Raw genomic sequence first — 25,021 nt, forward strand, 5'->3', positions numbered from 1 at the left:
GGCGGAGCCCTTGGGGCCCTCCCTTGGAAGGGAGGGTTTGGGAGGGATCGAAATGCCTTAGTCCATGTAAATTTCTACAATGGCAACGTTCCGTTCGCGGGAAAGGTCCACGAACATTCCGTCAACCTTTACCAGTGGTCGGAAAATATCGACCAGATTGTTCATAATAATTACGCCAATATCACCTGTGTTCAGCAACACACGCTTGCCGATGAAGTTGGGCATTAAATGCTGGATAAAGGCTTGAACGGTTTTAGCGTTCAGTTTACCGAAACTTAGATTGTTTATTTCACGCAGGACGGAAATAAGCTCTTGCTTCGACTGATAGACTCGTTTAGAAGTCATCGCACTATAAATGTCAGCTACAGCTGCAATTTGTGCATAAGGATGAATATCAGATTTGGTTAGACCGCTCGGATAGCCAGAGCCGTCCTCACGCTCATGATGTTGGAGCGCAGCCAAAGCTGTGTAAGAATCGTCCATGGAATTACGTATAATTTCGTAGCCGTACTTAGTATGTAGTTTGATTTCCTCGAACTCATCTGGCGTTAGCTTCCCTGGTTTATTCAAGAGAGAGGGTGAAATTCGGCATTTTCCAATATCAATCAAATAGCCTGCACGACCAATTTCATAGCATTCTTGTTTGGAATAACCAAGCCATATCGCAATATAATAAGAGAGCATGCCTACCTGAAGGGAGTGATTATAGGTATAGTTATCTTCCCGATCTAGCAAAAGCAGGAGGGACACTACATCTTTATGCTTGTCCAAAGTTTGAAGCGAAGGCTGAAGAATGTCGTTTACCACGGATTGGTTGAAGCTTCCTTTTAATAACGCTTCCATATAAAGAGACTCGAAGCCGTCAATCATGGTATCAAAACTAGTGGTCACCGTCTGAATAATTGAAGGTCTGCTGAGGGGTGATACCTCTTCTTCTAACGTCTCGATATCAACATAATCAACTCCAAGCTGCATCAGCTTGGCGATATCATTTATTTGGAGCAGTGATCCTTTTGGTAGTACATGTAAACCCCTAGAACTATATGCGTCCGCGTTAAGGTGATTACCAGGTTTTAGATCCGAGACGTGTACTCTCAATGCCTATGCCACCTTTTATCCGATTTTATCCAGAATATCAACAAAGTTCAGATTTTTCAATCAAAAAGGAGAAAAGATTATTTGTGGATTGTATCGCTAGCTTTTTGATCAGAGTTCACCCAATGTTGGCCCGATTCATTAATGTCTTTTTTCCAAACGGGAACCGTCTGTTTCAATCGTTCAATGGCAAAGCGACTGGCTTCGTAGCAGGTATCGCGATGAGGTGTGGAGACGGCAATGATAACACTTGCTTCCTTTAAACCTACAAGCCCAATGCGGTGAGATATGGCGCAGTTTGCGTTCCAGCGGTTCTTCACTTCTTTACCAATCTCCTCTAGTTTACTTAAGGCCATAGGAATATAGGCATCATAATGAAGTGCGGTTGTACGTTGTTCTCCGGTCATTTCACGTGTAGTGCCGATAAATAATAAGGATGCTCCGTGATTGACGTCAAGAACGGCATCTAGAAGCTTCTCTGCATTTAAAGGCTGGTCCGTTATGCTATAGAGACCATCAGTAGTAGTTTCATATATAGTGCCATTCTCTCCCCCGGAAACTGGAGGAATAAGTGCGACTTCGGAAGACGCTGTGATGATAGAATCATCAGGAGCATACTCCCGGTCAATGGCAATTAAAGAAGCCCCAATTTGGGATGCTGCATTCGGATAAGAGGCAGATAGAAGCTCCTTCAGCTTGCCAGCTGTTAAGGGAATCTCAGTCGCTTGGAAGGACAGAGAAGAAGAGCCGATTGTCTCAGCCAGACCCGCGAATAGTCGGATAGTAATATGCATTTTTATTCTCCTCTGATGTATGATCTGATGTCTTCAATATACCATAATGTGTCTGAAAATGTTATGCTAGGCTCTATAAGATCACGCACCGACTGCTTCATTAAAGAGCAGCTCAAGGGTAGGAGGAATGTTGCTTATGGGGCATGTGCCACAAAGACTGACCATACTTCATACCAATGATATACATAGCCATTTTGAAATGGTAAGTCCGGTGGCAGCGGAAATCGCCGCACAAAGGGCTGCAGCGGGAGAAGAGCCTGTACTGCTGCTGGATATTGGTGATCATATGGATCGTGCAGCTGTTGAGACAGAAGGCACTATGGGTCAGGCTAACATCGACGTATTAAACTTAACAGGATATGATGCTGTAACCATTGGCAATAATGAGGGGCTCACGTTCTCTCAGGATATGTTGTCATCTATTTTTTCCGGGTTACAGTGTCCGGTAGTATGCTGTAATTTTGTAGAGTCTTCGACAGGAGAGCCGCCAAGCTGGATGAAGCGTCATGCGGTCTTGGAGAAGGATGGAATTAGAATTGGAGTGACCGGAGCAACAGCAGCATTCACTTCATTCTATTCCCTTTTGGGCTGGGATGCTTTAGATCCTGAGACAGCACTCCGGGAACAATGCCTACTTTTAGCGCCACAGGTGGATATATTAATCGTTCTATCTCATCTCGGACTTCCTACGGATAAAATTCTGGCAGAACGGTTAGAGGGCGTACATGCCATTCTTGGTGGACATACGCACCATCTGTTAGAAGAGCCTATTATGATTAATGGTACTGCCGTATGCGGTGCTGGGAAATTCGGTCGGTATCTCGGGCGCCTACAATTTGAGCGACTAGATCCTCAGTCTGATTTCAGACTAGTGACGGGTGAATGTATTCCTATTGACCCCCTTCAGAAGGAGGAGGTTATAGGTCCTGCAGTCGCTATTCATTTGAAGCATGGCCAAGAATCTCTTCAGACGATCGCTGCGATTACTGACCGTGAGCTTCCTTTGAACTTGCGGGGAGAGTCCCCCTTTGGCAATCTTTTGGCACAAGCAGTACGTAGATTTACAGGAACTAGTATGTCATTAGTTAACACGGGTCAGCTGCTAGGACCATTGCCGGAAGGCGAGGTTACGACAGGGATTTTGCACGCACTTTGTCCTTCTCCCATCAATACTTGCATCATTAAGCTGAAGGGTAAAGATATTCGCACAGCTTTGGAACAGAGCCTTACAGAGGAGTTTTATAGTAAGGTCATTTACGGGTACGGTTTCCGCGGGAATCATCTGGGCAGCTTGGCAGTAGATGGATTAAAAATCTTGTACGACCCACTAATGATACCGTATGATAAGAGTGTTGCAGTTTTTGTCGAAGGAAACCCACTGGAGGATGAAAGAGAGTATAATGTTGGTACGCTGGACATGTTTACTTTCAGGGCCGGCTATGAGACGATCGCGAATGGGAAGGATGCTTTGTTTCTATTGCCACATTTTTTGCGCGATCTCTTGCGGATGGAGTTACAGCGTCCAAACAGCCTCGATGAATGCATGCTCACTCGCTGGGAGGCTAAGTCTGAATAAGGCCGACAGCTCATAATCTACACTTATAGACTCCATTTAACAGTGCTAGATTCCCAAAAATAGGAGGACATTATGGACACGATTACAGCTATTATTTTAGCAATTGTCGAAGGGATCACTGAATTTATTCCTGTATCTTCGACCGGACACATGATCTTGACCACGAAGCTATTAGGTTTCGCTGAGCAAGATTCGATTATGAAGACTTATGAAATTGTAATTCAACTAGGGGCGATTTTGGCGATTGCACTTGTTTACCGCAAGCGAGTACTCAATTTGCTAGGGATTGGACGTAGTAGTTCAGGTAGAGGAGGCGTTATGCCGGCATCCCGTCTGAACTTAATTCATGTGATTCTCGGGATTGCCCCAGCACTTGCTGTGGCATTTTTTGCCCGCGATTTTATCAAAAGTCTTTTTGGAGCTTCGACTGTACTCTGGGCACTTGTGGCCGGAGGGATTCTAATGATTGTTGCAGAATGGGTGAACAGACGCAAAATACGAATTACTGCTCACGAACTGGATGATTTGTCTTACGGACAGGCGCTCGCGATTGGATTGTATCAGATTATTTCGGTACTTTGGCCGGGCTTCTCCCGTTCCGGGTCTACTATTTCCGGGGGGATGTTAAGTGGGGTCAGCTACAAGGCTTCTGCGGATTTTTCCTTCCTCATAGCCATTCCTATTATGTGTGCGGCTTCCGGGTATGAACTGCTGGATTCGTATAAAAACTTCACAAGTGAGACGATTGGTTATTTTGTAATTGGTTTTTTGATTTCTTTTGTAGTGGCATATTTAGTGGTCATTTTGTTTATGAAATGGATTCAAAAGATTCGATTAACGCATTTCGCGATCTATCGATTTATTCTTGCTGCTGTATTCTGGTTGTTTATTATGCGTTAATGCCCGTTGGCATAGACCTAGACACATCTGATTTTCTTTAAGGTACACCTGTCTGAATTTCCATAGAAACGGTATAGACAAAGCGTGTGACCCAAGGATTTCAATACAGAATAGCATTTTACCGTTAAAGGCAGGAGTGAGTTTAGTGCGTTTAGTATCCGTGAATCAGCTTCAAGCAGGCATGAAATTAGGTAAAAAAATATATAATGATGAAGGTCTAACTCTACTCGCGGACGGGGTGGAGCTTACGGATGCATTGATCAAGCGTCTTGCAAGAATTGATATCGGCTATATCTACATAGAGGATTCTGTCACGGACGATATTGTGATTACTGGTATTCTACAGGATGAGACGCGCAATCAGGCGCTAAAGGTGATTCGTAATCAATTTCAGCAAATGTCTGGGGCTTCAGGAATTACCAAGGGTCTGTATCATCTGGACAAAAAATTTTCTAAGATCATGGATAACATTTTAGACGATATGTCTTTACAAGAAGATCCGATGATCATGCTGATGGATATGCACACTGCTGATAACTATTTATATGTCCATTCCCTGAATGTCTGCTTGTACACTTTAGTGCTAGGTATTGCTCACGGGTATAGTAAAGAGGAACTTCGAGTGATTGGGCTAGGCGCGCTGCTGCATGATATTGGGAAGACACAAATCCCGATAAAAATCGTACAGAAACCCGGCAGGCTCAGTGATGAAGAATTCCGCCACATGCAGGCTCATACCGAGATTGGGTTTCAGATTCTAAAGGAGGAGCCGAATATCCCGCTGCTCGCAGCACATTGTGCCTTGCAGCATCATGAACGCATTGACGGTTCCGGATATCCTCGCGGATTAACAGGGCCCCAAATCCATGAATATGCCAAGTGGCTGGGTGTAGCGGACTCCTACGATGCCATGACCTCCAATAGAGTCTACAAAAAGGCTATGCTGCCACATCAAGCCGTTGAGGCCCTCTATGTTGGTTCCGGTACTTTATATGAGCAGAAGCATTTAGAGTTGTTTAGAGATCGCGTAGCTATCTATCCGCTGGGGCTTACGGTGAAGCTCAGTACGGGGGAGAGCGGGGTTGTGGTCAAAATAGATCCAAGTACGCCTCACAGACCCACCGTACGTGTGCTTACGGGTCCTGAAGGAGAGAAAGTCGTACCGTTTGAACGAGATCTTAGTAAAGCCCTCTCCGTTGTTATTATTGACGTCGCAGAACAAGGCGGTTCTCTGGAAACGCCAAATTGATTATTTATAGCAGCGTGGAGAGAAGATTAGGCTTGTCCGAAGATATGTCGGAAGCCTATTTTTCGTCTCGCTGCTTTTATTTTTTTGAAATGTAGGGCAAGTATAGAAGGCCAGAAAGACATCATAAGTGCAGTTTTTTTGACTAACGTGGTATGATATAGGGTAAGTCATCGTTCTTTCTTCATGATTTTGGGTTAATAATAGGAATAAGATTTAAAGGAGCTAGTGCAAATGAATGTTTTAAGACCATTAACATCTTCACCGAGGGAGCTGTCGCCAAGTTACGATCCATGGGATCCAATCACTTCTCTACGTAAGCATGGCCGCCATGTGCTAACGAGTGTGGAATTCACTGTAACCAATTTATGCAATATGCGGTGTGAGCACTGTGCTGTTGGTGATAGTCTAACCTCCAAAGAAGGAGATATGCTACCGCTTAAGAATATGCTAGACCGTTTAGAAGAAGTTGAGCATCTAGAAACTATTAGTATTACGGGCGGAGAGCCCATGTTCCGCGCCGGAACGGTGGATAATATCATTGTGCCATTGTTGAAATACGCCAAAGAGCGGGGAATCAGATCACAAATTAATTCTAATCTGACGATGCCGTATTCCCGTTATGAGAAGCTGCTTCCATATCTGGACGTTATGCATATTTCATTTAATTATGTGAACGGTGACGATTTTCATGAAGTCGGTTTTGCGAACAGTGGTCATGCGGTTGCCAAGGAAGCCGCTTACCGGCTATATAATACAATGATTGAGAACTCTCGCCAACTAAGTGAGGATGGTATGTTAATTTCTGCGGAAACTATGATTAATTACCGTACCCACACTAAGCTGCCTGAAATTCATAAGCTGATTCTCGACATGGGAGCAAAACGCCATGAAGTTCATCCGATGTACAATTCGAGCTTTGCTTCCGCTTTGCCAGTGTTATCTTTAAATGAAATGCGGACAGCGATCCATTCGTTACTGGACCAGCGTGATCCAGAGGTATGGATGTTGTTCGGCACGCTTCCGTTTTTTGCTTGCAGCTTCCTTGAAGAAGATCAGAAATTGCTAAGTAGAATGCGTGCAGAGAAGAATGTTACGCTTCGTAACGATCCGGATGGTCGGAATCGTGTGAACGTAAATATGTTTACTGGAGATGTTTTCGTTACAGATTTCGCTGATATCGCAGCCTTTGGTAACATAGACAACCAAAAACTGGATGATATATTTATCGATTGGCAGACGAAGCATCCGCTGAACCAGAAGGTGAATTGTTACTGCGATGCAGCAGGTTGTTGCGGACCTAACCTGTTAGTAGCGGATATGTATTATCCGGAAATTGATTTCAAAACTAGAAAAGCGATCAATCTGTAGAAATGAGGCGTTGTTAAAGTGGCGCATACGGAATTTGAAGTAGGGAGATTAATGCTTAATCTTTTGCTTGTTCTGGTGCTCGTATTATTGAACGGTATTTTTGTAGCAGCGGAGTTCTCATTAGTTAAGGTCAGGCAGTCTCGTCTGACCCAACTTGTCAGTGAAGGTAATAAAATGGCTGGATATGCACTCAAGGTAAATAAGAGACTGGATTCTTACTTATCTGCCACCCAGTTTGGGATTACACTCGCGTCACTGGGATTAGGCTGGGTCGGTGAGCCGGCCATTTCAGAGCTGCTCGTTGAACCGTTAATGTATAAAATGGGGATTACCGACGGTACTCTGATTTCTACTGTTTCTGTTGTTATCGGATTTTCGATTATTACATTTTTACATATTGTACTTGGTGAGCTTGCACCGAAATCACTTGCGATTCAAAGAACAGAAGGATCTGCGCTACTGCTCTCGGCACCGCTGATGTTCTTCTATAATCTCTTCATGCCTTTTATCTGGATACTGAATGCATCGGCGAACGCATTGCTTCGTTTAGTGGGTGTTGAGCCCGCGAATGAGAGTGAGGCAGCCCACTCGGAAGAGGAAATTCGTATTCTTATGAATCAGAGCGCTAAGAGTGGTGTCATTGATAAAGATGAGATGAAGCTGATGGATAACATCTTTGAATTCTCTGATCTTCTCGCTCGTGAAGTCATGTTGCCTCGTACGGATATGGATGTGCTGTACAGCAATCTTTCGCTCGAAGAAAATATGAAGATTATTACAGAAACAAGACATTCACGTTATCCGGTTGCTTTTGAAGACAAGGACCGTATTATTGGTTTTATTCATATTACCGACCTGCTGTTTGCTCCACCTGAGCAGCAGAATGATCTTACGACGCTGGTTCGACCGATTCTTAACGTGCCGGAATCGATGGAGATTAGCCATACGCTTCGTTTTATGCAGAAGAATAAAGCTCAGCTAACGCTAGTTGTCGATGAATACGGCGGTACAGCCGGGTTACTGACAGCAGAAGAAATTCTGGAAGAAATCGTAGGCGATCTGCATGACGAATTCGAAGATGAGCGTCCGAGTGTGGAGCGTAATGGTGATTATATTTCCGTTGAAGGCCGGATGCTGATTGAAGATGTCAACGATCTTACGGGTGTAGTGATCGAGGATGATGAAGTGGATTCCATTGGTGGCTGGTTGTTTAAGGAGCTGGAGGGGAATCCAACCAAAGGAAAACGGGTTAAAGTAGAAGATGTGATATTTGAAGTCGAGGAATCGACAAGATTGCGGATCACTCGAATTAATATCCATCGGGAACCCCCCATTGAGAACGAAGAAAATCCATCAGAGCCGGACGGAAATAAAGAATAACCTATTGAAAATTGTGCGTATTGTTCCGAGTGATCAGGGATAAAATGAACTCCTCCTGCTAGAGCTGCATGGCTCATGACAGGGGGAGTTTTTTGTGGACACATAAAGGACATAACGCTCGACTATGCTAATATTTATAAATGGTTTGAAAGCGGGGTCTAGATTGAAAAAGAAGCTTCTTCTCGTTGAGGATGAAATTCGTATTCGTGAACTGGTGTCTGATTACTTCATACAGAATGATTGGGAAGTACTCGAAGCCGATAATGGAATAGATGCATTGGTTTGGTTTGACTCACTGCTGCCGGATCTGCTGATTTTGGATATTATGATGCCTGCTATGAATGGCTTTGAAGTATGCCGTGAAGTTCGTGAAAAATCAGCGGTACCTATCATTTTGTTAACCGCCAAGTCTACAGATGACGACAAAATCTACGGCTTTGAATTAGGAGCGGATGATTATGTTACAAAGCCATTTAGTCCAAAGGTGCTGGTAGCCCGGGCAAATGCACTTATGAAGCGTGTTGAAGGCTCCCATCAACCTGAATCTAGCATAATAAAATTTGGTTCCGCGATGTTTAACACCTTAGCTCATCGGTTAGAGGTAGAAGATGCGGAAGTGGAGCTTACCCCTAAGGAATATGATCTTTTATGGCTTTTAATACGAAATAAAGGGATTGTCATTTCAAGGGATACGATCCTTAGTCGGATCTGGGGAATTGAATTTGAAGGAGATTCCAGAGTTGTGGACAGTCATATCAAAAAGCTGCGAAGTAAATTGGGTTATGAATCACGTTTTATTCGTACGGTGATTGGCACAGGGTATATGTTCGAGGAAGAGGCATGAGAAGACGTGGAATTACCTTTAAACTATTTGTGATGACGGTTATCTTTTTCCTTTGCTTTTATGGCATGGTGATTCTAAGCCAACTGCTGTTGTTTGACAATTTCTATCAGAAGCAAAAAGAGCATCGCGTGGAGAAACACCTTAAGAGCTTTGCTGCAAGATATATAAGCGAGCCGTGGGGAAGCACTCGAACCTCCCAGGAGCTCGTTCGGTTTATGCTGCGGAATAAAACACAAATGGTTATTTTGAAGCTGGATGGAAAGATGAATTCGGAAGATCCATTTCATATAAAGTTAATCGATGATGATGGAAAGAGTATAGTTATCTCTTTATCCCTATTCATGAACCAGTACGGAGATGCGCTTAGAGCAGCAAACATTAAAGTAGATGATCAGCTCAGCATTGAAGGCGAACTTCTGGATGAAGACAGTTCTTCACCCTTTATACTCTACCCCATAAGTATTACGAAAAAAGGGGGTGGAACAGTAGGGGATGCTGAAGAGAGTGGGATGATTCATGCATCTGGTACAGTTACAGAAATTGTACTGCCTGATATGAAAATATGGAATCCACGCCAGGGAATACTGTTTGAGGCTCTAGAGGAATGGTTTCCTTTGACGCAGGCGCAGATAGACGATTTCAAAAAAATGAAAATACAGAAGCAAGACTGGATTGCTCCCTGGAGCGGGAGTCGCAATTCTGTGATTATTTTGCCCCTTAAGCAAAGTAACGGAGAAATTGAACTATTATTCACAGTGACCTCGTTACAGGAAGTTAAGGATTCGAATGAAGCGTTACATTGGTTCTTTTTATATTTGGGAATTGGCGGCATTGTCCTGATTCTGATTCTTTCCCTCTTTTTTTCGAAAATGGTAACACGTCCGCTAATTAAGTTAAACAACATAGCCAAACGGATGGTTTCTCTGGACTTTACAGGGGTCACATCAATTCGGCAGAAGGATGAGTTAGGCAGCCTTTCTAATAGCATGTTCACCTTATCGCTAAGTTTGGATTCTGCTTTACGAGAATTAAGAGAGGCCAATCAGCAGCTAGTTGAGGATATGGAGCAGAAACAAAGAATGGAGATCATGCAGCAGGACTTCTTTGCCAATGCCTCCCATGAATTGAAGACACCGCTCAGTATTATCAAAGGTTTTGCCGAGGGATTGGAAGACGGCGTTAGCGCGGGCAAGCAGGATCACTACATTAAGGTGATTATTGAGGAAGCAGATAAAATGGAGTTTCTTGTTAAAAATATGCTAGATCTAGCGCGGTTGGAGTCGGGCACGATTAAACTTCGGAAAACTTCCTTTATGTTAAGTGAACTGACGGAAAAGGTGACGGACAAGCTGGTTCACTTGCTGAGTGAAAAACATTTGGAGGTCATTATTATTCCTGCAAATGAATTACCGGTATATGCTGATGTGAACTGGATCGAACAAGTTGTACTAAATTTTATGACCAATGCTATCAGGCATGCGGAAGAAGGAAGTTCTATCACCGTCAATATTGAGAGTCATGCCCAGACTATTGTATTCACTATTCAAAATATAGGAAAATCAATCCCTGAAGATCAGCTGGAGAAAATTTGGGAACGGTTCTATCGGTCTGAGCCATCCCGCAGTCGAATGACAGGCGGTACGGGTCTGGGGCTTTCAATAGCGAAGCGAATACTAGATATGCACGCTTGTCTTTATACTGTGAAAAACACAAAAAACGGTGTTAGCTTTACAATGACTTTTGAAGGTTAAACGGATCAATAATAATACTGTAATGAAAGGGGTGAAATCGTATGAAATTGAACTGGTTGCCTTCAACGTGCACACTTGCAAACTTGGGACTCGGGTCACTATCCTTGTATTTCACGATTCAAGAACGATATAGCCTGGCTTTATTCATGATATTGCTCGCGGCAATATGCGATGTACTCGATGGGTTACTGGCAAGAATACTGCAATGTACCAGTGAATTCGGTAAGCAATTGGACTCATTGGCGGATATTATATCATTTGGTTTAGCGCCAACCTTCCTTATCTTGTTGTATAGGTTAGAAGATGCTCACTGGATTGGACCTGCAGTTTCGGTTCTCTTTTTGATCTGTGGCGCACTTCGTTTGGCCAGATTTAATCTGTCGGCGCCTTCCAAAGGGTTCGTGGGGATGCCCATTACTGCTGCTGGAGTCATTCTGTCGATGATTTCTTTACTAGATGAACGTATGAAACCAGGACTGGTCATCGTATTAATGGCAATACTGTCTGTAATGATGGTCAGTCGTATCCCATTTCCTTCCCTTAAAAAATCCTTCAACAGGAAGTGATACAGCCATGCCTTGGATTATTGAGATCATTTCGCAGTACGGATATTTAGCCATATTTGCCCTTATGGCGCTTGGGATTATCGGACTTCCTGTACCGGATGAGGTGTTAATGCTGTTTGTAGGCTATTTATCCTCCGTTATGGTTTTGGACTTTTCACTTTCGGTATTGGTTTGTTTCATGGGATCTATCACAGGAATGCTTATCAGCTATACCATTGGTTTAAGACTAGGGCAACCTGTGGTAGAAAAATTCGGCAAGTGGGTGGGCCTTACACCCAAGCGTTTTGCCAGTATGAAAAGATGGTTTTTGCGGTTCGGCAACTGGGCGATTTTCATTGCCTATTTCATTCCCGGTCTGAGGCATGTATCAAGCTATATCTCTGGAATCAGTGCTATGTCTTTCAAAAAATATATACTCATAACGACTGCAGGAGCGCTAACCTGGTCACTCCTTTTTGTTTCCATCGGCTTTTTTGTGGGGGCTAAGTTTTCTTTTTTATAGCCAGTGGATGATCAGCAATATTAATCGCAATCGAATGGAGCAAGATCTATGAATGTATTGAAGCGATTCTACGCGAATATAACCACCAGGCGTTTTTTTATTCTCGCACTTATCGGGTTGCTGCTGTTCAGTATTCGAGGGATGCTTAATCTGGTGTTGCTGACGTTTTTGATTGCTTTTGTCATGAACAGCTTTCAGACATTGCTTAGTAAACGAATTGGTAAATTTATGAAGGTTAACAGTAAGGTGATTATTGTCATTTTATACCTCGCTTTAATCGCAGTGATTGTACTGGCCCTTGCTAAATATCTCCCTAAAGTATTGGAACAGATTAAGCAATTAACCATCTTCCTTACCAATCTCAAACCAGAAGATCTCCCGCAGAACAAGATTACATTGTATTTGTATGATATGCTCAGGGACCTTAACTATCAGTCCTACATCAAAAGAGGTATCGATTATGTGTTGAAGGTTAGCAACTGGGGTGCGACTTTCGTTATATCGACCATTCTAAGTTTTGTGTTTATTCTGGAGAAGAACCGGGTTGTCAGTTTCACTTCTAGAATGAGAGAGAGCCGAATTGCCTGGTTTTATATAGATCTGGAGTATTTTAGCCGAAAATTCATCGTTTCCTTTGGGAAAGTAATTGAAGCGCAAATTCTCATTGCCTTATTCAACACCTGTCTTACTATTATTGGCTTGTGGCTGCTTAACTTCCCATATTTATTTGCCTTATCGATCTTGATTTTTCTGCTCAGTCTCATTCCGGTGGTTGGTTTTTTGATTTCGCTCATTCCGCTCTTAATCATCGGCTACAACATCGGCGGTCTGACAACAGTCACTTATGTGCTGGCGATTATTGCGGTATTACATTTTATCGAAGGGTATTTCTTGAACCCAAAGTTGATGTCCACAAAAATGAATTTGCCGATGTTCTACACCTTTATAGTGTTGTTGTTTTCTGAGCATTATATAGGTGTCTGGGGACTTCTTCTTGGCATTCCCATCTTTGTTTTTATGTTGGATATCCTTGAGATTACCCACGAAGATTCGTCAAAAAAGTGAAGTCTAGATCTTAATATTCAATAAGATCCAAATAATAAGCTGTTTTCGGTACTTTTCCGAAGGCAGCTTATTTGTTGTGCAATTGCATGACAATCTTGCTCCAGTGCTTTTTTTATAAATAACGTTTTATAATGTGTCCTGCTGTCATAAGTTAGCTAAGGGAGTAATAAACAAGGAACAGGAACAAAGGAGGTACGAAAAATGGAATCACAGCTACGGAGGTATACCCCGTTTAGGGGCCCGTTTGATCCTTGCCCACCGGTACCATTCAAGACATATGTAGTTCCACCGAATCAGTTCATTAACTTTCAGCCACCCGATCTTCCGCAGTTTAGTTTACAGGAAGCTTTGAAGTATGGCACGCTCTGGCCAGCACTGTTCAGCCCGTATGAATCTAAGTGCAAAGGAGGAGGGAAGTAGACTATGGAGGCAAACCCTTGCGATCAACGATATTATGAAATGCTTGAACAGCTGCAGACTCTTGATTTTGCCTTGGTGGAATTAAACTTATATCTGAACACTCATCCAGATGATTTAAGAAGTATTGAACAATTTAATCAACTGACTCAGGAACGTACCAAGCTAGCGAATCAATTTCAGGAATTATATGGTCCGCTGCAGAATTTTGGTCGCGCTTATTCGAAATGTCCGTGGGAATGGAATCAGGCTCCTTGGCCTTGGCAGGTGTAAGAAGTGTGTACTGTAAGGAACTAAGTTTCTAGAGGAGGGGAAGTTCCCGAATGTGGATATATGAGAAGAAGCTGCAATATCCGGTACGGGTCGGTAAATGTGATATCCGGATGGCGCGTTATTTAAGTGAGCAATACGGAGGAGCCGACGGTGAGCTCGCCGCAGCCCTGCGCTATATGAATCAAAGATACACGATTCCGGATAAAGTTATTGGCGTTTTGAACGATATTTCTACAGAAGAATTCGCCCACCTCGAAATGATTGCCACGATGATCTACAAGCTGACAAAGGACGCGTCGGTATGCGAATTAGAGGAAGCTGGATTAGGACCGCATTTTGCAGCACATGATCATGCCTTGTTCTACAATAATGCCTCAGGCGTACCGTTTACAACAGCTTATATTCAAGCTAAGGGTGACCCACTGGCTGATCTTTATGAGGACATTGCGGCTGAAGAAAAGGCTCGGGCTACATATCAGTGGCTGATTGACATGACGGATGATGTGGATCTGCAGGATAGCCTTAAGTTCCTGCGGGAGCGGGAAATTATTCATGCGATTCGGTTTAAAGAAGCCGTCCAGATTATTATTGATGACCGGGATCAGAAGCGGGTGTTCTGAGAGAAGTTGTCGCATTACTATTATTTATATATTAATGAACTTTATGACCGCTCCTGATGGAGACGGTCTTTTCTCTGTTATAAATGATTGTGGGAACTGCTCGGGTGAACAAAATGATATAATTAAGAAACGTGGTTAATGGCAGAAATGATCAGATCTTTGATCAGAAAAGGAGAGAGAGAGTTGAAGAATAACATCATCGAATATTGTTTGAAAAAGAAAGGGGCGACTCAGGAGCATCCGTTTGGGCCTACTCCATTGGTCATCAAAGTGGCTGATAAAATGTTCGCACTTATTTTTGAGGAAACAGGGAAGGTTGTTCGCTTAAATCTAAAATGTGACCCGATCATTGCGGAGAACTTAAGAGAGCAACATGATTGCGTTCGACCAGGCTTTCATATGAATAAAAAACACTGGAATTCAATCATGATCGATGGTTCCTTGTCAGCGTCGGATGTCTTTGACATGATAGACCATTCCTACGATATGGTTGTCAAAAAGCTTCCTAAAAGCCTCCGAGAAGCTATATTGGAAATGAATAAATGAATAATCAAATGAAGGATCGTTTTGCCAAGCAAAGTATACCCAAGCTTATTTTCTTATTGGCTATTCCTGCCGTTATAGCTCAGCTAATCAATGCCATGTACAGTGTAGTTGACCGGATGTTTCTTGGAAGAATGGAGGAGGGGGGAACGCTAGCCTTATCCGCTATAGGGATATCTTTTCCGATTATTATGTTGATTTCAGCATTTGCAGCTCTAATCGGAGCTGGTGGGGCACCCCTAGCTTCCATAAAGATGGGCGAAGGAGAACATAAAAAAGCAGAAGAATTGCTGGGAAGTTGTTTTACTATGCTGCTGATGGCATCCATAATCCTAACCGCTTTGTTTCTTATCTTTAAGTCGCCATTCTTAACGTTATTCGGGGCGAGCCACGATACATTGCCGCTAGCCAACGATTTTTTAAGCATTTACCTTCTAGGAACTGTGGCGGTGCTCATTTCTTTAGGATTAAATCCGTTCATTGCAGCACAAGGATACGCCAAGACAGCTATGCTCACGGTATGTATTGGAGCGGTTGTGAATATCGTCCTTGACGCCATTTTTATTTTTGAGATGAATATGGGCATTAAGGGTGCAGCGTTGGCAACTGTAATTGCCCAATTTATTTCGGCTATTTGGGTATTGGGGTTCTTAATCTCTAAACGAGCTCATCTGCGCTTGCGTCTATCGAATATGCGCATTAAACCTAAAGAAGCTGCAAGTGTACTTGCATTGGGGCTTTCTCCGTTTATTATGATGTCGACCGAAAGTTTAATTCAAATTGTATTTAACACGTCCTTAGCTAAATTTGGAGGCGATATGTACGTTGCTGCCATGGGGATTATGGGCACGCTGATGCAAATATTTGGGACGTTGTTATCTGGTTTTGCACAAGGGGCACAGCCTATTATTAGCTATAATTATGGAGCTCGCGATTTCGCACGTGTAAAATCCACCATTTTATATTGTAGCGTTTTTTGCGCAGCTTTCGGATTGTCGATGTGGGGCGTGGCCATTTTTGTTCCGAAGCTGCCCATTATCATTTTTACCAATAATCCTGAGCTTGTGGCTCTGACAGCTAGATTAATGAAGATATTTTTCCTTGGCACTTGTATTTTTGGTATTCAATTAGCGTTTCAACAAGTATTTATTGCTTTGGGACAAGCACGAGTTTCTATTTTTATCGCGATCTTGCGTAAGATTATCTTGCTTATTCCATTAGTACTTTTGCTCCCGACATTTATTAGCCCGAAAACAGATGCAGTGATTATTGCTGAGCCTATTGCTGATTTTTGTGCGGCACTGACTTGCTGTGTTTTATTTGGACTCACTATAAAGAAGCTTTTTAAAGATAGGTCTGATAAAGCTGGAATGCTGTGAGAATGCCCGCAATGGCGAATAGAAGTCGGTGTTCTGAGGATGAAACTAAAGATTAAGGTTCTTGCTAGCTTCTGCTAGCAAGAACCTTTTTATTTGTGATGCATGAATTCACCCGTTAATCTACCTAAAATAATACTGTTTATACTAATTTATTCATACTGTTTCCAAATAATAGTATTGATAAAATGTAATCAAGAAACATTTTAAATACTAAGGGGAACTGTATGTAATGAGAACAAAATCCTTAACCTCCACTTGGACCAGCATTCGCTATGTCCTCTCCACATCCTGGATTAACAGTAGACGTTCCATTATTTATTACTCTACTGTAACGCTTCTTTTAGCTGTGCAGCCCTTCCTTTTAATCCTATTCCCAAAATTTATTATAGATGAACTGACGGGACAGCAAAGACCTCAACATTTTATCTTCCTAATTTCACTGATGTTTTTAATACTGACTATCACTAGCTATTTTACAGGATATCTACAAAATTTGGGTTTAACTCAATTAATGAAAGTTGTATTTAAACAGATCCACGCCCACACTGCACAAAATATGAATGTTGATTTCAAAAATACAGAAGATCCCGGTTATCTTAATCAGATGGAGCAGGCCAAGCGTTCTCTACAAAGTGTGCAGAATGGGTTTCAGGGACTTTTTCATACATTTTTTTCATGTCTGGCTGGATTTCTTGCTTTTGCGGGCTATATCACTGTAATTGGAGGATTAAATTTTGCTGTTATTGTTTTTTTAATTGTAAGTATTGGGTGTTCTTATGTGTTTTCCTTTCGTGCTAAACGTTATGAGTATGAACATGAACAACAGCTTTCGGAATTGGAGAGGAAGAGAAAGTATTATTCGGATATTATGCAAGATTTTACTTTTGGTAATGAAATTCGGATTAATTCCTTTAACAATACATTGGTCTCCCTATACCATTCAAGTGTTCAAAATAGACAGAAAATTCAGTCCTCAATCAGCAGCTCTTATTTTCAAAGTGAAATATTAGATATTTTGATCCGGTTATTCCGTGAGGGGATTGTATATGGTTATCTGGCGTATCTTTACCTTCATCAGAGGATAACTATAGGTGATTTTGTGATGTACACAACTGCTGTCGCTGGATTTTCTGGCGTTCTTCAGGGATTTATGAAAGATTTAGCCCATCTGCGCACACAGAATTTATACATAGAGGAACTCCGTAACTTTTTAGAGATACAGCAAGATAAGCAGGGGGAAGGAGCTATGCATACACTCCCAACTGGCCCTTATTCGATAGAATTTAAAGAAGTTTCCTTTACTTATCCTGGTACTAGCCAGCCTGTGTTTAATAAAATATCCTTCATCATCCCTCCGCATCAACGACTTGCTACTGTGGGTCATAATGGTGCTGGCAAGACAACGCTTATCAAATTGTTATGCAGGTTGTATGAACCCGATAGTGGAGAGATTACGCTGAATGGAATCAATATCAAACATTTTGCTAAAACGGATTACTGGAGATTATTTTCTACGGTATTTCAAGAAATTCGCGTACTCGCTTTCTCATTAGCAGAGAATATTTCTCTAAAAGAACATAGAGAGTCTGACGCTTTAAGAATTCATGACAGTCTTGAAAAAGCGGGACTAAGCGAAAAAGTCGCCTCATTGAAATCAGGTATTCTCACCCCAATGCAAAAGTTTTTGGATGATCAAGGCGTTGAGTTCTCTGGAGGGGAAAACCAAAGAATGATGTTGGCAAGGGCGCTTTATAAGAATGGAGATTTGATTATTTTGGATGAGCCGACTGTAGCAGTTGATGCAATTGCAGAATTCAATCTGTATACAAGATTTAATGAAATGATCGGAGAGAGAACAGCATTATATATTTCCCATCGCTTGTCCAGCACACGGTTCTGTGATCAGATACTGTATATGGAGCAAGGAGAAATTGCCGAAGCGGGTTCTCACAGTGAATTAATGAAACAAAATGGAAGATACAATCAAATGTATCAGATTCAAGCACAATATTATAAAGGGAGTGAATCCTAGCTGATGAATCCATTCCCTGCACTGAAAAAGGATTGGAATGTGACCCTTTACTTTTGCAAGTTAGTACATACCATGTCTAAATCGTACATTCCGCTAATGGTGGTTTCTTCATTATGCAGTGCAATCTTCCCGTTTATAAACATCATTCTTCCCAAATATTTGATTGATGAAATGATGGGAGCCGGCCGCGAAATGTATATTATCCTCTGGATAGGAATTTTGGTGGCAGGTAATGCTGTCTTGGGGCTGCTCCAAAGTTATCTTAATAAACAAATTGAACTGTCCAATTTAGTGGTCATGGATAGTTTAGAGCTACATATTGGAAATCATATTATGGACCTGGATTATGAGAGTTTAGAGAATTCCAAAGTGCTAGATCTTAAAGAACAGGCGCTTGCTCCCATAAGACAGCAGGATGTTATACGTAAAATGTTGGATAGTATGAAGACTTTACTGCAAACAATGCTCTCCCTTTTGGGGCTAACGGCCTTAATCTCTACGCTAAACATTGGAATCATTGTGTTGATTATTGGGATGATTGCACTTAATACCTTTATCTTTAAAAAGTCGCAACAAGCTCAATTCAATTTTCATAAATTATTAGCTCCTCTGAATCGGAAATTTGGTTATTATTCCAAACTGGCAGTTGATTTTTCCATGGCTAAAGATATCCGTTTGTTTGGGATGGCTCCTTATTTGCTGAATAAAGTGGATATTTACCATAATGAAAGTGTTCGTGGTTTTGGTGGTCTATATGAAAAAGTAGGGAGATATAAAGGACTGACGAGCGTTAATCTTCAATTGCAAATGGTCATTATCTACGCCTACATGGTTGTGAAAGTAGTTACAGGTAAGATTCAAATGGGTGGTTTTGTTATCTATATTTCTGTCGCGAATAGCTTTTCAACACAAGTTTCGTTGGCAATGAATGCTTACGTAGAATTTCAACAAATGTGTAAATACATTGAGGTGTTTAGAGCGTTTGAAAGTCTAAAACCAACAATGAAAAGCGGAAGAGAGAGTCTTGAGAAACTCATGAATGTGGAGATTGAATTTTGTAATGTGTCTTTTAAATATGCGGGAAATGAGAGCTATTCAATAAAAAATGTATCAATGACCATAAAAAATGGAGAGAAGTTAGCTATAGTAGGTCAAAATGGCGCAGGTAAAACGACTTTTATTAAACTGCTTTGCCGATTGTATGAACCTGATCAAGGAGAGATTCTTCTGAATGGAAGATCTATTCAAGATTATCGATACGATGAATATATGAAAATCTTAGGTGTTGTGTTTCAGGATTATAAATTATTTTCATTTTCTATCAAAGACAACTTATGCGCGAAGGATAGCGAAACATCGGATAAGGAAATGGAAGAAGTGCTTAATCAAGTAGGATTGGGAGCAAAAATGAAATATTTAGAAAGAGGACTAGATACACAGGTATTTAAAATCTTTGATGATAGAGGCACAGACTTTTCGGGTGGTGAAAGTCAGAAGATAGCAATTGCTAGGGCTTTACTCAAAAAGTCACCTATTCTTATTCTGGATGAGCCTACAGCTGCGTTGGACCCTTATGCGGAGTTTGAGATGTACAACAACTTCAATCTTTTGGCAGCAAATAAAACCGTTATTTATATATCACATCGGTTATCTGCTTGTAAATTCTGAGATAAAATCGCACTTTTTAACAATGGTGAATTGCACAAATACGGTCCACATGATCAATTGTTGAAAGATCAGCAGGAGTACAGCACTATGTGGAAAGCGCAAGCGCAATATTATCAATAGGTTATTGATGATCGAAATCAGAAGCGGATTTTCTGAAAATTTCAAACAAAAGCCGGCAAGCTTCCCTTAGGAGCTTGCCGGCTTAGTTCGTGACTTACATATATTGAGACTGGGATACCCGATTATTTAGTTACTCTATTCTTATTAGCGAATTGTTGGTTTAGCTCGGAGTAGTTAAGTTCAGCAGTGTTGTTCAAGTTCATATCAGCGTTGGACAAGCTCTCCTGTAAGGAGATATATACAGCGAACATACCGGCCGCTTTGATCGCTTCTACCCCGGCGACTGCGTCTTCGACCCCGACGCAAAATTGCGGATCTACATCAAGCGCATCGGCGGCGGTCAGGAACACTTCCGGGTCTGGTTTGTTGCGGGCAAGCTTGGCTGCATCTACAATAACTCCGAAGTCATTCTCCATACCTAGAAGGCGGATAACTGTAAAGGCATTTTTGCTAGCGGAGGCAATGCCAGTCTTCACTCCGTGGTCCTTCAGCTCGGCGAGCAATTCAGAAATGCCAGGCAACACATCGGCCGGGGTTACCTGCTGAATGAGCTGCTGATAAAACTCATTTTTGCGGTTCGCCATCTCCTCCATCTCTTCGGGAGAGTAGGTGTGCGGAGTTGCCGCTTGTCCAAGTAGCAACTCCAGTGAGGCTATTCGCGATACACCTTTGAGGTTCTCATTGAACTCTCGGGTGAACGGGAGGCTCAGCTCTTTCGCAATCATGCCCCAAGCCTGATAATGATATTCTGCGGTATCGGTGATAACGCCGTCTAGATCAAAGATTACGGCTTGAATTTGAGATGTTGCATTCATTGTGTTTCGCTCCTTATGAATTAGGCTTGCAACGCCTGAGTTACCGGCTTCTCGTTGCCCAGAGTTACCGATTGGCCGTAGAGCGTAAGTTCAAGGGCTTCACCCTCTAGCAATTCAAGCTCCACACCTTCCTCGCGAATGGTTACAGCAATGAGGCGGCCGCGGAAGGTGAGGCGGAAGTTATATTTCTGCCAGCCCGCAGGTAGGGACGGAGCGAGTGACAGGCCATTTTCCTTGAGACGTGTTCCGGCAAAACCGTACACAATGGCCATCCACGTTCCACCCATATTGGCGAGATGTAATCCGTCTTTAGTGTTTCCGTGCGTATTGTCGAGATCGAGCCGCGCCGTCTCGATAAAATAGTTATACGCTTTGTCCTTATACCCGATCTTCGAAGCCATAATGCTGAATATGCAAGAGGACAAGGAGGAATCATGGGTAGTGATTTGTTCATAATAATCGTACGATTTGCGAATCGTTTCTTGTGACTGCTCATCTTCCAGTAAGTAATGAGCGAGTACAGTATCGGCTTGCTTGCAGACCTGATAACGGTACAGCGTGAGTGGATGGTAATGCAGCAACAATGGATGTTTCTCTGGTGGTGTATTCTCGAAATCCCAGACCGCTTTGCGTAAAAAAGTATCATCCTGCGGATTAATGCCCAGCTTCTCGTCGTAAGGAAGCAGCATGGCATTCGCCGCCTTCAGCCAGCTGTTTGCTTCTGGTCCAGTTACATGCAGGCGCACACACAAAGCTTGGAATGCAGCCTCGTCATATTCTTGAAGCCGCGCAAAACTGCGTGCGGCCCATTTTAAATTATGTTTGGCCATTACATTGGTGTAATAGTTGTTGTTCACAAGACATGTGTATTCGTCCGGTCCAGTCACTTCATCGATGTGAAACTTACCTTCGTAGTAATGACCGATCTCCATCCAAAGCCGTGCTGTCTCAAATAGCACCTCGGCGCCGTATTGGAGCAAGAAGGTGTCATCTTCTTCCGCTAGATGGTATTGGATATAGCTGTAGGCTACATCGGCGCTGATATGATATTGAGCTGTGCCGGATGGGAAGAAGGAGGAACATTCCGTACCTGAAATCGTTCGCCATGGGAACAATGCACCTTGGGCGTGGCCCATCTCTTTAGCACGTTCCCTTGCCTCCTCCAGCTTGGAATACCGGTACAATAGGAGCTGCCGGGCCAAGTCAGGCGAAGTCATCAGGAACACAGGGAACATATAAATCTCCGTGTCCCAGAAATAATGGCCTTCGTACCCTTCACCGGATAAGCCTTTAGCGGAGATGTTGCTATGCGCGTCTCGTCCGGCTGATTGCAGCAGCTGATAAAGGTTGAAACGTATACCCTCCTGAAGCGACAAGTCGTTCTCAATGACTACATCGGAACGCTTCCAGAAGTCAGCCAAATAATGCTCCTGCTGTTCCAGCATATCTTCAAAGGAGAGGTGCTTCAATGATTCCTGTACCTGAATACCGGTATCTACAAGCATTTGTTCATGTCGTAGTGTATCGGTATAGACATTCCATTTGGTCAGCGATAGTGGCCCAGACAAGGAGGCGGTTGCCGTCACTGTAGCGTCGGTTTCTCCAGCCTGAGTTTCAACCTGCCAGTCACCTTCCCATTCATGCCGGGTAACACAGGAGGTCCGCAGGGCCGAAGCCATTGTCTCGTTCTCCAGGCATACATATTCACCCCGAGCTTCGCAAGATACTACGCTCAGGCGTTTGGAATGTCCTGCAGCTACACGCGGGTCATTCGGGTTAGTATAGTTACTAACATCGCCATTTACACGAGAGACAACCCGGATTGGACCGGTGAAATTGACAGGCTCAACAGTCAGATGAATGGCAAAGAGTTCACGGGTAGTGAAAGAAACGAGTCTACGGAAATGCAGCTTGAGTTCTTTACCGGAGGGGGATTTCCAGTGGATTTTACGCTCCGAGTATCCCTTGTCCAGATGGAGTTTACGCTCATAGGCGAGGACATTCTCTGCTGTAAGTGCAAATGGCTCCATATCTTCGCCTATATAAATATTTATCCCTTGGGAATCTATAATATTAACCAGTTTTTGCTGGGTACCTGGAAAGGCGAATAGCTTCTCCCCATAGGGAATGTCAATCACATCGTGAAAGGCGTTCAAATATGTTCCGCGGATACTGCGGATTTCTTTATCGGAATACCCTTCTTCAAAATTGCCACGCACGCCCAAATATCCATTCCCCAGCGCAAAAATACTTTCCAAATTCAGTAGGGTATCTGCCGACAATCCCTGATTGGCAATGCTCCAGCTCATGCTTGTGTTTCCTCCCTTGATGGTTATGAATTGAATTTTAAGTCCGAAAGAGCTAGAATTATACTAAATTATTTAGGATATTATCAAAAATTTTAGGTGAGGTTAACAAGTATGGATCAACTTAAAGGACAACATAAACTGCCGGAATATTGGTCCACACGTTCTGTGGAGCTGTCAGAGGGATTTGTCCATCCTCCGCTGGATTATGAACATGAGCTTTTGGAAGCGATCCGACTTGGTGACGAGAACCGGGCACTGGAAGCACTGCATAGAATTAACGCAATGGAAGCGGCTACGCTAGCCCGATATCCGCTGCGCTCCAAGAAAAATGCTATGATTGCATCCTGCACCTTGTTTACACGTGCGATTATCCGGGGTGGTGTTGACCCTGAGACCGCTTTTCAGCTGAGTGATACGTTCATTCGTGCGGTGGAAGCTACGACGGAGCTGGGAGCACTTCATCGATATGAATATGAAATGGTCCTGCAATTCATTACAGTGATGCGCCAGCAGAAGGAGAACCTTCACTATTCGCATATAGTCAATCTATCCGTATATTTTATACGCGAGCATCTGTTTCAAGATTTGAACCTTAGCCTGATCTCCCGGCATGTCGGTGTGCATCCCAGTTATTTGTCTGACCGCTTCAAGCGCGAAACGGGTATGCCGCTCACAGAATTTATCAACCGGCGTAGAATTGAGGAATCGCAGTCGATCCTTATTCATACCAACCAGTCCATTTCTGAAATCGCTCTGATGTTCAAATTTTGCAGCCAAAGTTACTATACACAGTTATTTAAAAAATACACTGGCATGACCCCCAAGCAGTTTCGTAGGGACGGTGGAGCAATTACGAAATGAGAGAAATTGAATCATTAACGATCCCTAAAATTTGCTGTCCATGCTTCCCTGGTTGGGTACTGGTTAGCTCTTTTTACGTTACAGCTTCAATAGCCAAACTCGCCTTTGTCCGCTATAAATGAGATTATAAATCCACTAAATAAGTAAGAGAGATGATCAGATGGCCATTTATTTGGAATTCCCACGACTTGATAAAGCCTTTTCGTACCGCTGTATTGAGAACGATGGCAGTATATTAACTACACCACATTGGCATAAGGAAATGGAAATTATCTGGATTGTTAAAGGGAAAGTGAACCTTGGAGTAAATGACCAGCCGATGCAGCTAAAAGAAAATGAGTTCGTCTTCATCAAAGGTAGAGATATTCATTATGTGATGGCTTCACCTAAAAGTGAGCGGCTGGTCTTCCAATTTGACCTTGGTTTTTTTCAGGACGTGATGGTTCTGAATAACACACCTTTTACACTAGAGGAGCTGTTTGCCTCAATTGAACCGTATTCCACGTTCTGGAGACCGGATATTCAAGAGTTGGGAGGTTTATGAATGAGAAGTAAGCGTAACTTGATAATGCTGTTATTGTTTGCTTTGACGATTATACTTTCAGCCTGTAATGATAAAAAAGCTGCGATATTGTCCATGGATGAAGTACGGGATCTAGCTCAGCAAGGCGAAGCGTTGTCGTGGAAGGATTTTGAAGGTTATCCCTTTGAAGACGCCGGTTCAGGTTTGTACATCCGCAAATATGAAATCAATGATGACTACCATGTATTAGTTGGTGGCGGAAGTGTTGATACAGCTCCTCTGTATATAAATCTTGTCAAAAGAAACGGAGAAAAGATCGATATCCGTTATGATGACATCGATCATTTTATCCTCAATTAAATGATGGGCTT

At 42.7% G+C, this 25,021-nt stretch carries 24 protein-coding genes; 20 read left to right on the top strand and 4 right to left on the bottom strand.

The window, feature by feature from the left end; all coding sequences use genetic code 11:
* Positions 1–57: 57 nt before the first annotated feature.
* Together MHI27_RS08615 and MHI27_RS08620 are read right to left on the bottom strand one after the other, a co-directional pair.
* Positions 58–1,098 carry an HD-GYP domain-containing protein gene (locus MHI27_RS08615; protein WP_076284183.1) on the bottom strand — a complete coding sequence of 347 codons (1,041 nt, stop codon included), beginning with the start codon at positions 1,096–1,098 and terminating at the stop codon, positions 58–60.
* A 77-nt stretch (positions 1,099–1,175) separates the two neighbouring features.
* A complete protein-coding gene (locus tag MHI27_RS08620) occupies positions 1,176–1,889 on the bottom strand; it encodes a molybdenum cofactor biosynthesis protein MoaE (RefSeq protein WP_042186367.1) in 714 nt (237 codons plus the stop codon).
* 136 nt (positions 1,890–2,025) lie between these two features.
* Here MHI27_RS08620 and MHI27_RS08625 point away from each other — a divergent pair, with 136 nt between their 5' ends.
* From MHI27_RS08625 to MHI27_RS08705, 17 genes are all read left to right on the top strand, one after another.
* Complete coding sequence (locus MHI27_RS08625; protein WP_405176038.1) at positions 2,026–3,465, top strand: bifunctional metallophosphatase/5'-nucleotidase; 1,440 nt, start codon at positions 2,026–2,028, stop codon at positions 3,463–3,465.
* A gap of 72 nt (positions 3,466–3,537) precedes the next feature.
* Positions 3,538–4,365, top strand: coding sequence for an undecaprenyl-diphosphate phosphatase (locus tag MHI27_RS08630; RefSeq protein ID WP_042186371.1), 828 nt, complete (start codon positions 3,538–3,540; stop codon positions 4,363–4,365).
* A 145-nt stretch (positions 4,366–4,510) separates the two neighbouring features.
* Positions 4,511–5,614, top strand: coding sequence for an HD-GYP domain-containing protein (locus tag MHI27_RS08635; protein WP_042186374.1), 1,104 nt, complete (start codon positions 4,511–4,513; stop codon positions 5,612–5,614).
* A 231-nt stretch (positions 5,615–5,845) separates the two neighbouring features.
* A complete protein-coding gene (yfkAB, locus tag MHI27_RS08640; RefSeq protein WP_076284179.1) occupies positions 5,846–6,982 on the top strand; it encodes a radical SAM/CxCxxxxC motif protein YfkAB in 1,137 nt (378 codons plus the stop codon).
* A 51-nt stretch (positions 6,983–7,033) separates the two neighbouring features.
* On the top strand, positions 7,034–8,362 hold the full coding sequence (locus MHI27_RS08645) for a hemolysin family protein (protein ID WP_042193528.1): 1,329 nt from the start codon (positions 7,034–7,036) through the stop codon (positions 8,360–8,362).
* A 163-nt stretch (positions 8,363–8,525) separates the two neighbouring features.
* The gene (locus tag MHI27_RS08650) at positions 8,526–9,206 is read left to right on the top strand and encodes a response regulator transcription factor (RefSeq protein ID WP_060624606.1); all 681 of its coding nucleotides are present in this window, start codon (positions 8,526–8,528) and stop codon (positions 9,204–9,206) included.
* The gene (locus MHI27_RS08655) at positions 9,203–10,957 is read left to right on the top strand and encodes a HAMP domain-containing sensor histidine kinase (RefSeq protein WP_341061589.1); all 1,755 of its coding nucleotides are present in this window, start codon (positions 9,203–9,205) and stop codon (positions 10,955–10,957) included. Before MHI27_RS08650 ends, MHI27_RS08655 begins: the two co-directional genes overlap by 4 nt.
* Positions 10,958–10,998: 41 nt before the next feature.
* Positions 10,999–11,523: a CDP-diacylglycerol--serine O-phosphatidyltransferase gene (gene pssA / locus MHI27_RS08660; protein ID WP_341061590.1), complete on the top strand. Its 525-nt coding sequence runs from the start codon at positions 10,999–11,001 to the stop codon at positions 11,521–11,523.
* A 7-nt stretch (positions 11,524–11,530) separates the two neighbouring features.
* Positions 11,531–12,025 carry a DedA family protein gene (locus MHI27_RS08665; RefSeq protein WP_042186384.1) on the top strand — a complete coding sequence of 165 codons (495 nt, stop codon included), beginning with the start codon at positions 11,531–11,533 and terminating at the stop codon, positions 12,023–12,025.
* A 48-nt stretch (positions 12,026–12,073) separates the two neighbouring features.
* Positions 12,074–13,090 (top strand): AI-2E family transporter, encoded by a 1,017-nt coding sequence (locus MHI27_RS08670; RefSeq protein ID WP_042186385.1) that lies wholly within the window; start codon positions 12,074–12,076, stop codon positions 13,088–13,090.
* Positions 13,091–13,291: 201 nt separating this feature from the next.
* The gene (locus MHI27_RS08675) at positions 13,292–13,510 is read left to right on the top strand and encodes a spore coat associated protein CotJA (RefSeq protein ID WP_042186387.1); all 219 of its coding nucleotides are present in this window, start codon (positions 13,292–13,294) and stop codon (positions 13,508–13,510) included.
* A gap of 3 nt (positions 13,511–13,513) precedes the next feature.
* Positions 13,514–13,780, top strand: a complete 267-nt coding sequence (locus MHI27_RS08680) for a spore coat protein CotJB (RefSeq protein WP_042186389.1) — start codon at positions 13,514–13,516, stop codon at positions 13,778–13,780.
* Positions 13,781–13,830: 50 nt separating this feature from the next.
* A complete protein-coding gene (locus tag MHI27_RS08685; RefSeq protein WP_149645896.1) occupies positions 13,831–14,400 on the top strand; it encodes a manganese catalase family protein in 570 nt (189 codons plus the stop codon).
* Between the two features lie 183 nt (positions 14,401–14,583).
* Positions 14,584–14,946, top strand: coding sequence for an MmcQ/YjbR family DNA-binding protein (locus MHI27_RS08690; protein WP_042193530.1), 363 nt, complete (start codon positions 14,584–14,586; stop codon positions 14,944–14,946).
* On the top strand, positions 14,943–16,322 hold the full coding sequence (locus MHI27_RS08695) for an MATE family efflux transporter (protein WP_405176039.1): 1,380 nt from the start codon (positions 14,943–14,945) through the stop codon (positions 16,320–16,322). The genes MHI27_RS08690 and MHI27_RS08695 overlap by 4 nt, the downstream gene beginning before the upstream one ends.
* Positions 16,323–16,551: 229 nt before the next feature.
* The gene (locus MHI27_RS08700) at positions 16,552–18,354 is read left to right on the top strand and encodes an ABC transporter ATP-binding protein (protein WP_405176040.1); all 1,803 of its coding nucleotides are present in this window, start codon (positions 16,552–16,554) and stop codon (positions 18,352–18,354) included.
* 3 nt (positions 18,355–18,357) lie between these two features.
* The gene (locus MHI27_RS08705) at positions 18,358–20,022 is read left to right on the top strand and encodes an ABC transporter ATP-binding protein (RefSeq protein WP_405176041.1); all 1,665 of its coding nucleotides are present in this window, start codon (positions 18,358–18,360) and stop codon (positions 20,020–20,022) included.
* A 242-nt stretch (positions 20,023–20,264) separates the two neighbouring features.
* Here MHI27_RS08705 and pgmB read toward each other — a convergent pair whose 3' ends face one another.
* Both pgmB and MHI27_RS08715 read right to left on the bottom strand, forming a co-directional pair.
* The gene (gene pgmB, locus MHI27_RS08710) at positions 20,265–20,957 is read right to left on the bottom strand and encodes a beta-phosphoglucomutase (RefSeq protein WP_405176042.1); all 693 of its coding nucleotides are present in this window, start codon (positions 20,955–20,957) and stop codon (positions 20,265–20,267) included.
* A gap of 20 nt (positions 20,958–20,977) precedes the next feature.
* Positions 20,978–23,266, bottom strand: a complete 2,289-nt coding sequence (locus MHI27_RS08715) for a glycoside hydrolase family 65 protein (RefSeq protein WP_405176043.1) — start codon at positions 23,264–23,266, stop codon at positions 20,978–20,980.
* Positions 23,267–23,377: 111 nt separating this feature from the next.
* Between MHI27_RS08715 and MHI27_RS08720 the strand changes: the two genes are divergently transcribed.
* The 3 genes from MHI27_RS08720 to MHI27_RS08730 all read left to right on the top strand — a co-directional run bounded on the left by MHI27_RS08720 (position 23,378) and on the right by MHI27_RS08730 (position 25,010).
* The gene (locus MHI27_RS08720; protein ID WP_405176044.1) at positions 23,378–24,127 is read left to right on the top strand and encodes an AraC family transcriptional regulator; all 750 of its coding nucleotides are present in this window, start codon (positions 23,378–23,380) and stop codon (positions 24,125–24,127) included.
* Positions 24,128–24,287: 160 nt separating this feature from the next.
* The gene (locus MHI27_RS08725; protein WP_405176045.1) at positions 24,288–24,671 is read left to right on the top strand and encodes a cupin domain-containing protein; all 384 of its coding nucleotides are present in this window, start codon (positions 24,288–24,290) and stop codon (positions 24,669–24,671) included.
* On the top strand, positions 24,672–25,010 hold the full coding sequence (locus tag MHI27_RS08730) for a hypothetical protein (protein WP_405176046.1): 339 nt from the start codon (positions 24,672–24,674) through the stop codon (positions 25,008–25,010).
* Positions 25,011–25,021 lie beyond the last annotated feature (11 nt).

It is taken from the genome of Paenibacillus sp. FSL H8-0261, from assembly GCF_045040645.1.
In the GTDB taxonomy this organism is placed as follows: Bacteria; Bacillota; Bacilli; order Paenibacillales; family Paenibacillaceae; genus Paenibacillus_AQ.

Coding starts and splice junctions, on each gene's coding strand:
- MHI27_RS08720 (WP_405176044.1), top strand. CDS start 23,378: ATGGATCAACTTAAAGGACAACATAAACTGCCGGAATATTGGTCCACA.
- MHI27_RS08655 (WP_341061589.1), top strand. CDS start 9,203: ATGAGAAGACGTGGAATTACCTTTAAACTATTTGTGATGACGGTTATC.
- MHI27_RS08665 (WP_042186384.1), top strand. CDS start 11,531: ATGCCTTGGATTATTGAGATCATTTCGCAGTACGGATATTTAGCCATA.
- MHI27_RS08695 (WP_405176039.1), top strand. CDS start 14,943: ATGAATAATCAAATGAAGGATCGTTTTGCCAAGCAAAGTATACCCAAG.
- MHI27_RS08700 (WP_405176040.1), top strand. CDS start 16,552: ATGAGAACAAAATCCTTAACCTCCACTTGGACCAGCATTCGCTATGTC.
- MHI27_RS08680 (WP_042186389.1), top strand. CDS start 13,514: ATGGAGGCAAACCCTTGCGATCAACGATATTATGAAATGCTTGAACAG.
- MHI27_RS08715 (WP_405176043.1), bottom strand. CDS start 23,266: ATGAGCTGGAGCATTGCCAATCAGGGATTGTCGGCAGATACCCTACTG.
- MHI27_RS08630 (WP_042186371.1), top strand. CDS start 3,538: ATGGACACGATTACAGCTATTATTTTAGCAATTGTCGAAGGGATCACT.
- MHI27_RS08625 (WP_405176038.1), top strand. CDS start 2,026: ATGGGGCATGTGCCACAAAGACTGACCATACTTCATACCAATGATATA.
- MHI27_RS08685 (WP_149645896.1), top strand. CDS start 13,831: ATGTGGATATATGAGAAGAAGCTGCAATATCCGGTACGGGTCGGTAAA.
- MHI27_RS08645 (WP_042193528.1), top strand. CDS start 7,034: ATGCTTAATCTTTTGCTTGTTCTGGTGCTCGTATTATTGAACGGTATT.
- MHI27_RS08730 (WP_405176046.1), top strand. CDS start 24,672: ATGAGAAGTAAGCGTAACTTGATAATGCTGTTATTGTTTGCTTTGACG.
- MHI27_RS08725 (WP_405176045.1), top strand. CDS start 24,288: ATGGCCATTTATTTGGAATTCCCACGACTTGATAAAGCCTTTTCGTAC.
- MHI27_RS08620 (WP_042186367.1), bottom strand. CDS start 1,889: ATGCATATTACTATCCGACTATTCGCGGGTCTGGCTGAGACAATCGGC.
- MHI27_RS08705 (WP_405176041.1), top strand. CDS start 18,358: ATGAATCCATTCCCTGCACTGAAAAAGGATTGGAATGTGACCCTTTAC.
- pgmB (WP_405176042.1), bottom strand. CDS start 20,957: ATGAATGCAACATCTCAAATTCAAGCCGTAATCTTTGATCTAGACGGC.
- yfkAB (WP_076284179.1), top strand. CDS start 5,846: ATGAATGTTTTAAGACCATTAACATCTTCACCGAGGGAGCTGTCGCCA.
- MHI27_RS08670 (WP_042186385.1), top strand. CDS start 12,074: ATGAATGTATTGAAGCGATTCTACGCGAATATAACCACCAGGCGTTTT.
- MHI27_RS08675 (WP_042186387.1), top strand. CDS start 13,292: ATGGAATCACAGCTACGGAGGTATACCCCGTTTAGGGGCCCGTTTGAT.
- pssA (WP_341061590.1), top strand. CDS start 10,999: ATGAAATTGAACTGGTTGCCTTCAACGTGCACACTTGCAAACTTGGGA.